Source organism: Bombella saccharophila, from assembly GCF_026385475.1.
Classification (GTDB): Bacteria; Pseudomonadota; Alphaproteobacteria; order Acetobacterales; family Acetobacteraceae; genus Bombella; species Bombella saccharophila.
Genome location: NZ_JANIDW010000001.1, coordinates 656,508 through 671,707 on the forward strand (window position 1 = coordinate 656,508; position 15,200 = coordinate 671,707).

The window sequence follows — 15,200 nt, forward strand, 5'->3', positions numbered from 1 at the left end:
AGGATTCTGCCCCCGTGATTATCAAACGCCGGTACGGCTTCTCCATATTGTTTAGAGAGATTCTTCCCCCACTCATCATCCTTACGGGATGGGATTGCGTGGTTGTGATTCTCTTCCAAATCTTTCATCAAGAATGGATGGAGCAACCTGCCTTACCCTTCTCCCTTATGGGGTCGGCTTTGGCTATCTTCCTAGGTATCCGCAATAATGCTGCTTACGCACGCTGGTGGGAGGGACGTACCTTATGGGGCTCTGTCACCAATAATTGCCGCTCTTTTGGCCGTGAGGTCGACTCCCTTCTTGGCGGAGCACCAGAGCTTGCACGCGCCATGGCAGCCTATCCTTATATCCTTAAATCTTCCCTCAGTAATAATGAACCTGATGCTGTCATTCGCACATTGCTAGATGAAGATACCTATAGCTTTGTATTTTCATGCGGCAATCCAGCTAATGCATTGCTTTATAAGCTGGGTCAGTCTGTCCGCCATCTTGTTATAGAACGTAATATTGATGGTGCTGTTCATGGAACAGTGGATCGCATCCTCTCCGACCTTGCCAATGCACAAGGGGGGCTAGAGCGTATTCGTAATACACCATTACCTATTCAATATTCGATGCTGCCGAACATCGTTACGCACCTATTTTGCATCTTACTTCCGCTTTCGGCTGTACAAACCCTAGGGTGGATTACCCCCTTAGGCTCCAGCATTATCGGTGTGCTCTTCCAAATGCTTGATAGAAGCGGGCGAAACCTGCAAGAACCCTTCCGCGATAGCCCTCATGCTCTACCTATGCTGACTATTAGCCGCACGATTGAGCGTGACTTACTCCAACCTCTTGGAGAAACACCTCACCCCATGCCCACCCCACGTTTTGGACGCGTTCCTTAAAGGAGGAAATAATTCGTAAAAAGACGAATTAAACATTACGTAAAACAAGACAACTTCCTCTTTTTCTGGTAAGGTCGCTCCATGAACAACAGCTTCAGAATGCCCCATAAGGGTGGTGTCACTGACGAGATGGCCCGCGCCGCCGCCGAGCACACTGCCCGTCAGAAAGACCCTGAGCAGGAAAAGAATCCTTTCCGCGAGGGGGACGCTATCGTTTACGCAGCCCATGGTGTTGGCCGCGTTGACCGCATCGGCGAAGAAGAAATCGCTGATACGAAGATCGAAATGATTCAGATTTCCTTCCCCGGCAACCAAATGACTTTGCGCATCCCACTGGCTAAGGCACGCAAATCCGGCTTACGTAAAATTGCAACGCGCGAGATTGTCGATAAAGCCATGGCTGTGGTTAAAGGAAAGCCGCATGTTAGCCGTGGTATGTGGGCACGTCGTGCTGTAGCGTATCAAGAGAAAATTAACTCTGGCGATCTCGTCCAAATCGCCGAAGTACTGCGTGACCTCCGCCGCAATGTCGATAGCTTGGATGGTAGCTTCTCTGAGCGGAAACTTTTTGAAGCCGCACAGGAGCGCTTTGTTGCAGAGCTTGCCGTGTTGGAAAATAAAGACCCCGGCAAAGTTTTGGATGACCTCACCCAAACGATGAAAAACGCTTGATTTTCCTCTCCCTCTCCCACAGGATTCCTGCTGGGAGGGGTTTTCCTTCCCGCAACCCTAACGGGAAAGGTTTGAGGTTTATATGTCCACAAATCCATCAAAACGTTTTAAGGGGCAGAATGTCCTCATCACTGGGGCCTCCCAGGGAATTGGCGAGGCTGCTGCACAATATTTTGCCAAAGAAGGGGCCCGCGTTGCTATTAATGGCCGTAAAGAAGATAAATTACGGGCCGTTTTAGAGACATTGCCTAAAGTCGAGGCAGGTGAACACGTCATCGCTACAGGTGATATTTCACATGAGGAGACGGTCCAAAAACTCTTTAAAGAGAGCATTGAGGCCATGGGCAGCTTGGATGTACTCATTTGCAATGCCGGCTATCAAATCCCTTCCCCTTCTGAAGATGTCAAATTGGCAGATTTTGAAGGTGTATTGTCCGTTAATGTCACAGGGGTAATGCTTTGCTGCCGCGAGGCCCTGCGCTATTGGCTAAAACACGGAGTTAAAGGAAGGGTTGTTGTAAACTCCTCCGTGCATCAATTAATCCCTAAGCCCCATTATCTAGGTTATTCTGCCTCTAAAGGGGCAGTCGATAATATGGTGCGTACATTAGCGTTGGAATATGCCTCCCGCGGCATCCGCGTTAACGCTGTAGCCCCCGGTGCCATCGTAACACCAATTAACGATTCATGGGTAAAAGACCCTGAGCAATATAAAGCCGTTGCCAGCCATATCCCTATGAAACGACCAGGTGAAAGCCAAGAAATTGCCGATGCTATGGGCTTCCTCGCTTCTGAGGAAAGCAGCTACATCACAGGCCAGACACTCTACGTCGATGGGGGCTTAACCCTCTTTGGGGATTTTGAGAAGAACTGGTCTTCTTAAAACGAACTATCATACCATAAACATAAAGGACGGAGAGGGGTTTTCACAAACTACTCTCCGTCCTTTACTGTTACCGCTATTTATAGCAGCATTTTAGTCATTCGGGTCTTTCATAGCAGGCTGAGTATCTTGCCGCTCGAAGGCGCCAGCAATTTTTAACTCTACTTCATCACTAATATATGGCACGAAAGTCTTAATACCAAACTCGCTACGTTTAATTGTACTAGTGGCATCAAACCCAACCGTGTATTTCTTATCCAACATATTCACACCGGCGCCGATAAAATGAACATGCAATGTTTCCGGCCGCGTAATACCGTGCAAAGTAAGATTACCACTCACTAGGGCATCCCCATTACTTGTTCTCTTCACACTGACCGATACGAACTCAGCTTTAGGAAACTGCTCCGCTCCCAACCAATCCTTCCCTTTTAGCTCTTCTGTTAACTTGCTACTGGTTGTCTGCACAGAAGCAACAGGCACAGAAACCGTTAAACTAGACGATTCCGGTTGACGGGGGTCCAATAGAAGAACGCCAGAAGCCCCGGAAAATAGCCCTTCATAAACTGTAAAGCCAAGATGTAATACAGAGAAACTAACCTGCGTATGCAAGGGCTCCACTTTATAATACCCGGCCTGGACCTGTGCCGGATCCGTTACAACCTGGGCAAATGCAGTCAATGGTGCAGAACAAGCTAATGCTGCTACCGCAAACACCGTACGAAATTTAAACGACATAACAGAGAGGCTCCCTTTAATTAGCATACAAACACAATGCATGACCGTTTTCATCCTTACAGGGGGGCCCCTTAATAATCTATCCCATAAGAGAGCCCAATGCTGGAGCCAGGGTCATTTTCTGGTGTGGTAAAGCCCGTCACTTGCCCACCTGTACCAACAGTTGTGTTGAGTTGGAGCCTTTTTGTAAGATCTACCTTCACCTGCGCTTGCGTCCCCTTGCTGGAGAGCCCTTCCCTCGCGCCAACATAAACGCGTTTTGTAATATATTTGCCTGCTTCTAAACTCGTACCGCCATTACCAACGCTGCTCCCCCCACCTATAGCAAGATGATCTAACCCTAAGCCATTCCTCACCTTACTTATAGGGTCAAAAGCAGAACCTCCCCCAATCTGCACAACCGCCACGCCTAAAGACGCTAATTGAGCAGGCGATAAGGAGCTGCGCTTTGTCCCAAAAAGCAAAATCGATAATACCTCATCTCGCGGTAATTGAGGGTTTGAAACAAATTCAAGCTTTGGCTCACTCGCATAACCACGAACGAGCAAACTCGCTAATGTGCCATCTGCATTGCGATCAGCGCGAAAATCTATTGTTGGGTCTAATTTATGCGCTGCACTAGCCCCAGAAAAACCAATTTCCCCCCGCGTAAAATTAAGATTAATCCCCGCTAAGTTGAAATTACCCTGCTTAAGGGTAATCCCCCCCGTCACAACGGGGGCCGTACTCAGCCCTCCAATATGTAATTTCCCCTGCATTTCAGCAAAAAGCCCATGCCCACGCACAAATAATGCCCCCGGGGACATGACATTAACATTCAAGCCGATAATCATCTTGGGCGGTGGCTTAACTGGCGTCTTGGTTTGTTCTGGTGTAATAAGCTCTAGTTGCGGGACAGAAGCCGGCATGGAATCCGGTATCGTAATGGCCGCCTCTGGGATAGTAACATCCCCCTCTACATCCAAGCGTGTTGCCGCTTGGCCATAAATATGAAGCCGACTATCTATCTGCTCGGTCAATAAATCACTTTGAACCGGTTCTGCCTTATCCATGGTAAAATGGACATCCACCGGCAGGCCGGGTTGTAAAACACCAATCTGCCCTGTTACCCCTAAAGAGCCCTGCCCTGCGCGCGCGGTAAAATGCTCGATTGTGAGGCGGTCGCCCTGCGCTTTGATGAGCCCGTCTCCCGCCTCAACATGCACACCATCGGCATATTCCTCGAACGAACCATTATGTAATTGAATCGACCCTGTAAGCTGCGGCTGTTTGAGAAGGCCATTTACGCCAAGGTCTAAGTCCAACTGCCCCCCGGCCCCCATACCATCAGCCCCTAAAAACGCATTGGCAATGGAAAGGTCAGCTCGTCCTTTTGCGGTTACAGCAAATTGTCCCGTAGGAGATAATGGCACCTTCCCAGAAAGTATGAAGGCCAACGGTTCCCCCACACGGAATGTCGTATGAAGGAGTGCCTGCGTCCCGGCTAAATCGGCCTCTATATGCAGTTGCCCCGCCGGTAAGGACGCTGTCGCGGCACTGATGAGGCGAAGACCTCGCCCCTCCATCGTAAACCGCCCGGTAGGAGAGGCTAATGTGCCGCGTAGTTTTGCCGCTGCAGAGACATCCCCCTCCGCCTGTAAAGCCGGTAGAAACGGTGCGGCTAGCGCGGGGGTGATATGCTCCAATCGCGCTTCAAGAACCAGATTTGGCTTTATCGTCCCGTTGAGGAAAACACGCCCAGCCACGCCATGAGGCGGGCTAAGCTCTACCGCCATATGCTCCACGGCGAGGTCCGCCCCGTAATGTACAATGGCAGGGGCTGTTAATTTGAATATATCGCCCTTTATAGACGCTAACGCCCTATCCACTCTAACGCTTTGCTCTGGTAGATGAAGCTGTGCAACAACATCAAACCGCGCAGGCGCGTGCATAACATTCTCAAACGCTCCACGGGCTTGCACATCCAACGCTGTTTGCGGCCCCTTGAGAGAAAGCTGCGCCGCCCCCATTATCTCTTTAAACCGCACCCCTGTAAGATGCAGATTCATCGCCACATTAGGATTCTGCGTTATATTATGTAAATCAGCCTGCAAATGCGCTGCCTTAACGGCATAATCTTTCATGAAAGCCTGACCATCAAGCGCAATCTGCATATGGTCATGCGCCGTATTTTCCATACCCACATGGAGATGCCCCGTAAGGGGCTGGCCAATTAAGCGGCTAAATATATCCAATCGCGGGACATTAAGCATGACCTCCCCTTGCGGAACCATCGTCCCCGCTGGGAGCAACAAAGAGGCACGCCCTTGCGCGTCTTTCCACGCTAATTTATGGAGGTCTGCTTTTATCGTCCCATCACTCGCACGGTCAAATTGTGTATCTACAATCAGCGGCGCGCGATCCAACATGCCCTCTATATGCAACATCCCTTGAGGATGAGAAGGCAGATGCGCCACATCCGCCCTCATCTCCAACGGGGCTACAGGGAGGGAGGCTGAAGGATGAACAACGCCCAACGCCCCCGCAAGACGGGTATGGACTGCCATATCATCCAAAGGCCCTTGCAGCTCTGCCTGCAAGGCTGCATGACCCCGCAAAACTTTGTGCAAAGCTTCTAAATCCAGCAATGATAGCTTTACAGAAGAAGATAAATGCCTCTTTGCATCAAGCTGCCCCGCCCCCTCTAGCTGAAAGCCACGCCCTGTTAGAGCTGCCTGCTTTATGAGGAAGGCACCATCATTTTGCTGTGCAAGATGGAACGTAAGGGTGCCCTTCGGCCCGATGAGAGCCATAAGAGGCGGAGGGCCTTTGTCTATACCAAATTGCCCCCCTAACGCCGCGGATAATGCTCCGCTTTGCTGTAAGGGTACGGTAAAATCCCCCAATAAATGCGCTGTCCCCTCGACCTTCTGCCCCATAAGGGCTGTGAGGTCTGGTAGTTTGTCTATAGCAAGCTGCACATGGCCAGAAAGCTGGTTCTCTACCTTCCCCGTAACATCTAACGCCATAGCCTCATGCTTGATATGAATCTGATACGGCTTTCCCTCTTGCTGGGGTGCAAGCATGGCCTCTATCGTCAGAGGTGCTGAAGCCAAAAGAGACGAAGCCTTACCCGGCAAGCTAATCCCATCAAAACGAGCGGATAAAGCGAGATGATCCGCCCCTCCGCCCACTGTTTTTGGACGGGAGGTTGTATCATCTAAAGCAGCGGCTAGGCTGTTTCCTTCTCCTTCAAATTGTACGGACATATGCCCAATACCCGCACCTGCGGCGAGCAAACCCGTCCCTTCTAACTTAACCGTGCCATAAGGTGCGCGGAGAGGGCCGTGAAGCTCCGCCTCCATCATCAGGCTCTCCCACCCCAAACCGGGGCGCAAGGTCATAGCCGGAGCATTGAGGGAAAAATGCAGGTCATTTGTATATTGGATGAGGTTTAGCTTGCCCCTCAATATAACTGCCAGTGGTGTGGCCTGATGGGTCGCCGCTTGTATGTCCAAACTGGTCTTTAAGGCCTCATAAGGGCCCTCAGCCGTAACATCAATCGACAGAGGGTCTAACACACCGACCTTCCCCGGCATGGCGGCAAAACCATTTACGGATTCATCATAATGCACATTGCTCGTCATCTGATGACGGTCCATCTGGAGGTGCAAGCGCAAATACGCTGGGTTATCTAACCGCGTCATGAGCAGATGGAGCTGCATAGGCGGCGCATCTGCAAAAGAGATGGGCTTAGAGAATGCACTCACATCCTTTATCTGCATATCACCAGACAGCTGCATAGACACTGCTTGCCCCATCACAGATGAGCCAAGTGTCAAACGCGGTATAGCTAGCTTATCCAGCCGCACACCCCATGCTGGCAGGCCTGTCGAAGGATGAGATGATGGAGGAGATGGTGGGAAAACGGGGTTACGCTTATAATCAAGCGTCTCAGCAGCGATCGTGCGTACACGGATGGTTTTTCCCAACAGCTCGAATAAGCCTAGGCGCAGCTCTAGCCCACGCCCTTCCAACCAAATGCCTTGCTGGTCTTTCAAAACAATATGCGCCAAAGAGAGATGCCACGGCAAAACGCTTTGCATCCCCTCTATCGCCACCATCCCACCCGTCCAATTTGGGACTTTATGCTCAATAAAACGCTTCGTTGGGGGCAAATTGATGCCTATGAGAGCAACAATCACCACACAATCCAGCACAATACCTACATAGGCACTATAACGGAGAAACCTACGCCAAAAGAGCATCAAAATGTCTCCCCCAACCCTAAATAAAGTTCCCACCGGTCTCCCCGTTCAGCCCGATGAAGCGGGAAGGCGACATCCACACGCACAGGGCCTATGGGCGTAAAATACCGCACACCACCACCATACCCAACCCGTAGCTTACCATGCGCAGGGATAGAGCCTGAACTTACCTGCCCTGCATCAACAAACCCAACTACCCCCAGATTCTTAGGCAGTCTTTGACGAAACTCCACAGTCCCTGCATCCATAGCTGTGCCACCAATCGCATATTTTGTATGTTGATATTGCGGCCCAACCCCTTGATACCGATAACCACGAACAGAGCCCGGTCCCCCGGCATAGAGCCTTTGGTCTGGTGGTAAATGCCATGTCGTTGCCCCTTGTACGGATCCAACCATTGCACGCAGAGCAATAACACTATTCCCCGGTTTGGTTAGCCCTAGATGGGTAAGGTCAAAATATGTGGAGGCCTGTGCATTCATAGGGATAAAAAAGGAGGTTTGATGCTCTAGCGATAAAGAAGGCGTCACCCCAATAGAGGCTTTCACACCATGAGTTGCTGGTTCAATCGGGTTGGAGCGATGGGTGCCGTCATAATCCAACTGCAGGGGAAGAGACGCGATGAAATATTCCGCCTTATGGCCAAATTGCCGAATATGCTCTTGTTCCACCGTAGCCCCTATACTGCCTGAAAGGTCCTTCCCTAACGGACGAGACACCCCACCATGAAGCAAAAAGGCTGTTTGCCCATAGGAATAAAGGAGCTGTCGAATCCCCTCCAACCGCACATTAAGCGTCTGACTACGTTTGAGAAAATCAGGCTTTGTAAAATCGACATAAGCGTCATAGCCCACACCTTGTTGTGCCGTACCGCCCAGCCCGGTTGCCAAAGCCGCAACACGCAACTGCTCCCCATTCCCCAAAAGGTTGCGATGCAGCCACGAAACACCCGCTCGCCCGCCAAGGTCAGTCGAATACCCAACATCGCCAGTGATACGATGGCGTTTGCCTTCATCAAAATCAAAGCTGAGAGGCAATGCCCCCTCTGCCCCAGCGGGTAAGGGAGGAGCTTTCCCTTTTTTATCAACCTTCCCTTTTGCTGAAGCCCCTTGAGGGGGCAAAGGCAGGACATAATCCGCATTACGTTGTTGGATGGAGGAAAATAGACTTGTACTCCCTAAATCCAATCGTGCTTGCTCAATAGCAGAGGGTTGATAAAGCTGCCCCTCTTTTAACGCCAAACGCCGCCTTACATATCGCTCCTTAACGCGCTTTAGCCCCTCCAGCGCGATAGGGCCGACAATCAATTTGGGCCCGCGTTTCATCTTGATATAAACATCAATCTGATGATTCGGCCGCAACATCGCTTGGGGGGTCTGTACGTCTGCAAGGCCATACCCTTCCTCTTGCAGAAAATGAGAAAGCCGCCCTTGCGCTGCTAAAATATCCCCTGCGATGGCTGGTTGCCCTTCTTGCACTCCCATACTCTTACGCTCTGCTTCAGAGAGGCTAGGCTCTTTATCCTTCGCAAGCCCCTCCGCAGGCGTCGCCGCTAAGGGAGTAATAACAATCTGTCCTATCGTAAATTGTATGCCCGGTTCTGCTTGGATGCGCACCTGAACCTGATCTTCTGCTCCAGCCTCATTAAGGAGAGAAGCAAGGGCAGGGGCGGTTCCCTCAAGAATTTTGCCATGGAGGGACACGCGCACCACAACACGCCCTGCATAATATCCACGCGACTGCAACGCCCCTTGCAAACGCGCATAATCCCCCCTTATGCGTCCTGCTAACGCATAAGGCCCCACATTCCGCGTTTTTTGCAAACTCACAAGCTGAGAGGCTGCTGCCATGCTATCGCTGATCGACTTATCATCCGTTGGAAGGACCTCAACATTATAAGAAACGGCCTTTTTAGGCATTGTTTGTATGGTAAGGAGGGCATCATCCTGACCTGCCGCATAAAGACACTTCCCCCCAAAGAGGCTTGCTATAAGCAACACCCCTCCTAGAGCATGTATTTTTTTCCTTAATTGCCTGCTCAAATGCTATACACCATAGCTAGACGATACTGGCTTTCCCTTTATCCCACTCTTAGCATGATACAAAAGTTTCTCTTCTGTCATCTATCATTAATGCAAGCGTAAAGAAGTTAAGAACCTAAACTTCCAATACGGATAAAGATTGTCTCCAGTTCATAAAATGCTTATTTAAGCACTATGTCTTTTGCGAACCCCTCCTCCCCTAAACAAAGAAACAAAAACCGTCCGGTTTTTGATCCTGATCATCTTTTTGCGCAGGAAGAGCCTAGCACGCGCGATACATTCGTGGATCAATTACGTATTCGCTTGCGTGCGTTAGCCCTCTTATTCTGGGCGGCATGTGGGTGTATTGGCCAAGGGACATGCCTCCTCTTACCAGGGAAGATGTTCCGCCGTTTTCCACTCTTTTTCTGGACAGTAGCCTGCCGAATCCTCAATATAAAAGTGCGGACTATTGGCAAGATGGAAGGCTCACTGACGCTGCGCCCTGATGGGCGGCGTGTTATTTATGTCGCTAATCATAGCTCATGGTTGGATGTCCTCGTACTGGGCAAGGTGCTGCCTGCCTTCTTCATCGCTAAGCAAGAAGTCCGCCATTGGCCATTGATTGGTTATTTAACCTATCTGGGCCGGACAATTTTCATTAATCGCAACCGGCAAGAAGCTGGGCAGGATGTGCAGGAGGTTATTAACCAACTCCGCAAAGGGTATAATATCGCCTTCTTCCCGGAGGGGACGACCTCAAAAGGGACACAGCTTTTACCCTTTATGTCCTCCCTTTTTGCCATTGCTAAACCTGTACGCCGGCGTGATGACCCAACAGAAGATGACCATCCAACCTGCCTTATCCAACCCGTAACTGTTACTTATGACCGCTTAGAAGGGCTACCTGTCGGGCGGCATAGGCGGTCCTTCGTCTTCTCATGGTTTGGTGATATGGATTTCGGCCCCCATCTTGTGGGCTTAACACGGTGGCGTTCTATGCGCGCAACGGTCCTCTTTCATCCTCCTCTAAAGCCGGAGGATTTCCCCTCCCGTAAGGCACTCTCTAACGCAGCTCGCGCGGCTATCGAACAAGGGAATGAGGACCTCCGGCAAAATCGCCTCCCAGAGGACCATCTCCTCCCCACAACCGACCATACTGACCATTAACGGATAATCACACCTCTCTACTTATGCCAGAACAGCTCACCCCCTCCCCCGCTCGCGGTCTGCACATCATCACATGGGGCTGTCAGATGAATGTTTATGACAGTGCGCGTATGGCAGATGTGTTGCGCCCGCTCGGTTATAGTCCGGTAGATAGTCCTGACCATGCCGATATGATTATCCTCAATACCTGCCATATTCGTGAAAGAGCAGCAGAGAAGGTGTTTTCCGAGCTAGGGCGTCTGCGGCAAATCCGGGAAGCGCGCAAATTAGAGGGCAAGCAAACCCTCATTGCCGTTGCGGGCTGTGTTGCTCAAGCGGAAGGGAAAGAGCTTCTTGCCCGCGCTCCTTATGTGGACCTCGTCCTCGGCCCACAAACCTATCATCGCTTACCGGAAATGGTCGCCCGCATTGCGCGTGCTGGCGGTAGTGTGATTGATACAGACTTCCCCGTTGAATCGAAGTTCGACCTTCTACCGGAGGATGCCGCCCCACAGAATGAGGGCAACCTCACCGCCTTTCTGACCATTCAGGAAGGATGCGATAAGTTTTGTTCCTTCTGCGTAGTCCCTTACACACGCGGGGCAGAAACAAGCCGCCCTGTAGCCTCCATCCTTGCTGAGGCGGAGCGACTTGTCGCCAGTGGGGTGAAAGAAATTACCCTGTTAGGACAAAATGTAAACGCCTTCCATGGGGAATGGCAGGACGGTATCGCCAGCCTGCCAGAGCTTGCCGCATTGCTCCATGAGCGGATTCCCGCGCTCAAACGCCTGCGCTATGTTACGTCTCATCCGCGCGATATGGAGCAAGCCCTGATTGATGCTCATCGCGATAACCCCATCTTCATGCCTTATTTGCATCTCCCTGTGCAGAGTGGCTCCGACAAAGTGCTTAAAGCCATGAATCGTGGCCATACAGCAGATGAATATCGCGACATCATCCGTAAATTAAGGGCAGCTCGGCCTGACATTGCACTAACATCGGACTTTATTGTCGGCCATCCGGGGGAAACGGATGAGGATTTTGAGGCAACAATGCAACTGGTCCGTGATGTGCGCTTTGCCAGTGCCTATAGCTTTAAATACTCCCAACGCCCTGGCACACCTGCTGCGGGACAGCCCTTCCAAGTGGCAGAAGATGTAAAAGAAAAACGCCTCGCAGCCCTGCAAGCCCTCCTTAGAGAGCAGCAAGATGCCTTCAATGCGTCTCTGATTGGCACAGTTCAGGATATTCTTGTAACGGGAATCGGTCGTAAACCAGGGCAGCTAAATGGACGCTCGCCTTACCTTCAGCCTGTGCATTTTGAGGGCGACCCTGCCCTTATTGGGCAGATTGTGAAGGTACATATTACGACCCCCTTCACCAATTCCCTCGGTGGTCATCTCTCTAAACAAGAAGGCACAACCATTTGAGCAGCTCTGCTGAAGGATATCGCACGACAACCTTGCGATTTGAGGATAACCAAAGGCTGCAAAACGTCCTTGGGGACCATGACCGCCACCTCATCCGCCTAGAGCAAGGGACAGGAACACGGCTTGTGTGCCGTGGCAACCGTGTTGCCATCTCTGGCGAAAATGACGCTGTAGAGCGGGCACAAGCCGTGCTACACGCACTCTATAAGCAAGCAGGGAACGGCATGACGGTCGATAGTGAACAGGTTGATGGCGTGATTCGCCTCACCGCGCTCCCTTCTCATCGCCGGGCAGTGCAAAATCCTGCCCCCCATACCCAAGATGACGCCTTACCGCCAGGGGTTCTACCGCAAATACAAACCAAACGGGGGGTTATTTCGCCACGCTCTCCGGGTCAGATGCACTATATGCAGGCTCTTGCTCGCAAAGAGCTTGTCTTTGGCCTTGGCCCAGCAGGAACGGGGAAAACGTATCTCGCTGTAGCGCAAGCGGTGGCTCTCTTCCAAGCAGGGCAGGTGGACCGGATTATCCTCTCCCGCCCTGCGGTGGAAGCAGGCGAGCGGCTCGGCTTCCTCCCCGGTGATATGCGAGAAAAAATCGACCCATATCTCCGCCCACTTTATGACGCCTTGCATGACATGATGCCCGGGGATCAAGTCAGTCGCCGCATGGCTAGTGGCGAGATTGAAGTCGCCCCCCTCGCCTTCATGCGGGGGCGGACGTTAGCTCATGCCTATGTCATTCTTGATGAAGCCCAAAATACCACCTCAGCTCAGATGAAGATGTTCCTCACCCGTATGGGGCCGGGGACCCGTATGGCAATTACGGGAGATATGAGCCAAATTGACCTCCCCCGTGGGGTCACCTCTGGCTTGCGTGATGCTGTTACAACTCTTGAAGGGGTAAAAGGTATTTCTATTTGCCCCCTCACCGCGGCGGATGTGGTCCGTCATCCTCTTGTCGCACGCATTGTAGAAGCTTACGATCGCCACGCAGATGAGACCTCTCACCCCTACCGGACGCATCATGAAACGCCCTATCGCCCCACGCGCTGAGATTATCGTTTCCGACCCTCGTTGGCGTGCTAGCGTGGGAAATATCGAACAGCTCGTCCAACGCACATGCCAGATGGTTCAGCGTTATGGGATGATATTCGCACCAGGTGCGCCGGGGCCTTCATTTGTCTTTTCGGATAATCGGCATATTCAACGGCTGAATACACAATTCCGCGGTAAGAACAAACCAACTAATGTTCTTACATTCGAGCCACCGTCTCCCCTTCTGGGGGGCGATATTATTCTTGCTTATCAAACCATGCAGCGCGAGGCTGAACAGGGGCGTAAGAGCCTGCGGGAACATACAACGCATCTTCTTGTTCACGGGTTGCTTCATCTTGCTGGTTATGACCATCATCACCCCAGTGAGGCCCGCAAGATGGAAGGGTTAGAGACCTTCATCCTCCGCCGGATGGGCCTCCCAGACCCATGGAAGCCACGCCTACAAGGCCATATGTCAGCCCCTGCTCCTCTCATTTTATCGCGTTAAGGAAGACCGCTCTTACAATGAAACTTTTCAATCGCAAGGCCCGTACCAAGACTATTAGGCAGCAAATTGCTGACCTTGTCCGGGAAGCTGCCAGCCTTGGAAAGAATAGCCACGAAACACCAGAACTCGACCGGCAAGAGCGCGCGCTCATCATGAATGTGCTGCGCCTACGCACTAGCACCGCTGATGATGTTATGATCCCCAGAGCGGACATCATCGCCATGTCCGATGACCTCTCATTTGATGAAGCCTTAGCCCTCATGCGAGAGGAAAATCATTCCCGTATGCCTGTCTATCATGGCGAGTTAGACGATATTATCGGGATGATTCATGTTAAAGACCTCGTAGCCCATATCGGAACGGACGAACCTTTCCGCCTACGCGCGCTTTTGCGCCAACCTCTTTTGGTAGCTCCTAGTATTCCCGTTTTGGACCTCCAGCTCCAAATGCGCCAACGCCGGACACATATGGCCCTCGTCATTGATGAATATGGCAGTATTGATGGCCTCGTCACGATTGAAGACCTTATCGAAACCATTGTGGGCGATATTTCTGATGAGCATGATGAGCCTGTCACAACCCCATGGTTCAACCGCCCTGATGGTACCATAGACCTTGATGCCCGCCTCACCGTCCAAGAGCTTGAAGAGCGTCTTGGCCCTATCCTCACACGTGAAGAGCGTGAAGCCGAAATTGAAACAGTGGGCGGTTTAGTCTTTCACCTTGCCGAGCATGTTCCCGCGCGTGATGAAGTCCTCGCTCATCCTAGCGGGTTGGAATTTCGTGTTATTGATTCTGATGCGCGGCATATCCTTACATTACGGATGCGCGTTCCCCCGCATCTTAGACGCCAGCCTCCTACGGCTGAGGGTCAAGCAGCAAACACACCTTCTCCCTCTTGACGGCAGGGCTATCTTGCCGTTCATGTTCGCCTAGCGTGGTCTCCTAGACCTCTGCCCCACCTATTGCCATCGCAAAGGAGCTACCATGTCCACCCAATCTTCTCTCTCCCGCCGTAACCTCCTTATGGGGGGCGCTACCCTGCTCGCTGCTCCCTTCATCACGATGGGCCGTGCCCACGCACAAGCTGCACAAGACCCACGCATGGGCCCGCGCATTATTGGTAATCCGCAAGCGCCTATCCTCGTGCAAGAGTGGTTCTCCCTCACTTGCACCCATTGCGCTCATTTCGCGACAGAATTATTCCCCAAAATTAAAGAGCAATTCATCGATACAGGGAAGGTTCGTTTTCAATTCCACGATTTCCCACTAGACCAAGTCGCCCTCATCGCCGCTATGGTTGCACGCTCCCTGCCAGAGGAGCGTTATGTACCCTTCATTGAATCTCTGTTCTCCCGACAAATGCAATGGGCCTTCTCCGGCAATGACCCGGTCGCTCACCTTAGGCAAGAAGCCGCTTTAGCGGGCATCGCTCCGGCTGAGTTTGATAAAATCAGCAAGGATATGAGCTTTGGTCAGGCTCTTTATCAGCAGACACAAAAAGAGGGCCAAGAGTACGAAATTAAAGGGACGCCTTATTTCCGCTTCAATAATACCCCTTATGCGCAAGACCCCGAAACGGTGGAAAAATTTGCGGAGCTTGTCAGTAAGGCCTAAAAGGCTCT

12 protein-coding genes are annotated in these 15,200 nt (G+C 51.6%); 9 read left to right on the plus strand and 3 right to left on the minus strand.

Annotated elements, in window-relative coordinates; all coding sequences use genetic code 11:
• Nucleotides 1-14 precede the first annotated feature (14 nt).
• The 3 genes from NQF64_RS02930 to NQF64_RS02940 all read left to right on the plus strand — a co-directional run bounded on the left by NQF64_RS02930 (nt 15) and on the right by NQF64_RS02940 (nt 2,445).
• Nucleotides 15-890, plus strand: coding sequence for a bestrophin family protein (locus tag NQF64_RS02930; protein WP_266106405.1), 876 nt, complete (start codon nt 15-17; stop codon nt 888-890).
• Between the two features lie 81 nt (nt 891-971).
• On the plus strand, nt 972-1,562 hold the full coding sequence (locus NQF64_RS02935) for a CarD family transcriptional regulator (protein ID WP_099027284.1): 591 nt from the start codon (nt 972-974) through the stop codon (nt 1,560-1,562).
• An 82-nt stretch (nt 1,563-1,644) separates the two neighbouring features.
• Complete coding sequence (locus NQF64_RS02940) at nt 1,645-2,445, plus strand: glucose 1-dehydrogenase (protein WP_266106406.1); 801 nt, start codon at nt 1,645-1,647, stop codon at nt 2,443-2,445.
• 93 nt (nt 2,446-2,538) lie between these two features.
• On the opposite strand, the gene NQF64_RS02945 is transcribed toward NQF64_RS02940, so the two are convergent.
• From NQF64_RS02945 to NQF64_RS02955, 3 genes are all read right to left on the minus strand, one after another.
• Nucleotides 2,539-3,183: a YceI family protein gene (locus NQF64_RS02945; RefSeq protein ID WP_099027392.1), complete on the minus strand. Its 645-nt coding sequence runs from the start codon at nt 3,181-3,183 to the stop codon at nt 2,539-2,541.
• A gap of 71 nt (nt 3,184-3,254) precedes the next feature.
• Nucleotides 3,255-7,430 (minus strand): translocation/assembly module TamB domain-containing protein, encoded by a 4,176-nt coding sequence (locus NQF64_RS02950; RefSeq protein ID WP_266106407.1) that lies wholly within the window; start codon nt 7,428-7,430, stop codon nt 3,255-3,257.
• Nucleotides 7,430-9,430 carry an autotransporter assembly complex protein TamA gene (locus NQF64_RS02955; protein WP_266106408.1) on the minus strand — a complete coding sequence of 667 codons (2,001 nt, stop codon included), beginning with the start codon at nt 9,428-9,430 and terminating at the stop codon, nt 7,430-7,432. The genes NQF64_RS02950 and NQF64_RS02955 overlap by 1 nt, the downstream gene beginning before the upstream one ends.
• Nucleotides 9,431-9,646: 216 nt before the next feature.
• Here NQF64_RS02955 and NQF64_RS02960 point away from each other — a divergent pair, with 216 nt between their 5' ends.
• The 6 genes from NQF64_RS02960 to NQF64_RS02985 all read left to right on the plus strand — a co-directional run bounded on the left by NQF64_RS02960 (nt 9,647) and on the right by NQF64_RS02985 (nt 15,192).
• Nucleotides 9,647-10,621, plus strand: coding sequence for a lysophospholipid acyltransferase family protein (locus NQF64_RS02960; protein WP_099027281.1), 975 nt, complete (start codon nt 9,647-9,649; stop codon nt 10,619-10,621).
• Nucleotides 10,622-10,644: 23 nt separating this feature from the next.
• A complete protein-coding gene (gene miaB, locus NQF64_RS02965) occupies nt 10,645-12,030 on the plus strand; it encodes a tRNA (N6-isopentenyl adenosine(37)-C2)-methylthiotransferase MiaB (RefSeq protein WP_266106409.1) in 1,386 nt (461 codons plus the stop codon).
• Complete coding sequence (locus NQF64_RS02970; protein ID WP_099027279.1) at nt 12,027-13,085, plus strand: PhoH family protein; 1,059 nt, start codon at nt 12,027-12,029, stop codon at nt 13,083-13,085. The genes miaB and NQF64_RS02970 overlap by 4 nt, the downstream gene beginning before the upstream one ends.
• A complete protein-coding gene (gene ybeY / locus NQF64_RS02975; protein ID WP_266106410.1) occupies nt 13,057-13,575 on the plus strand; it encodes an rRNA maturation RNase YbeY in 519 nt (172 codons plus the stop codon). Before NQF64_RS02970 ends, ybeY begins: the two co-directional genes overlap by 29 nt.
• A gap of 17 nt (nt 13,576-13,592) precedes the next feature.
• Nucleotides 13,593-14,477 (plus strand): hemolysin family protein, encoded by an 885-nt coding sequence (locus NQF64_RS02980; protein WP_230873282.1) that lies wholly within the window; start codon nt 13,593-13,595, stop codon nt 14,475-14,477.
• Between the two features lie 85 nt (nt 14,478-14,562).
• The gene (locus tag NQF64_RS02985) at nt 14,563-15,192 is read left to right on the plus strand and encodes a thioredoxin domain-containing protein (RefSeq protein ID WP_099027276.1); all 630 of its coding nucleotides are present in this window, start codon (nt 14,563-14,565) and stop codon (nt 15,190-15,192) included.
• Nucleotides 15,193-15,200: the final 8 nt, after the last annotated feature.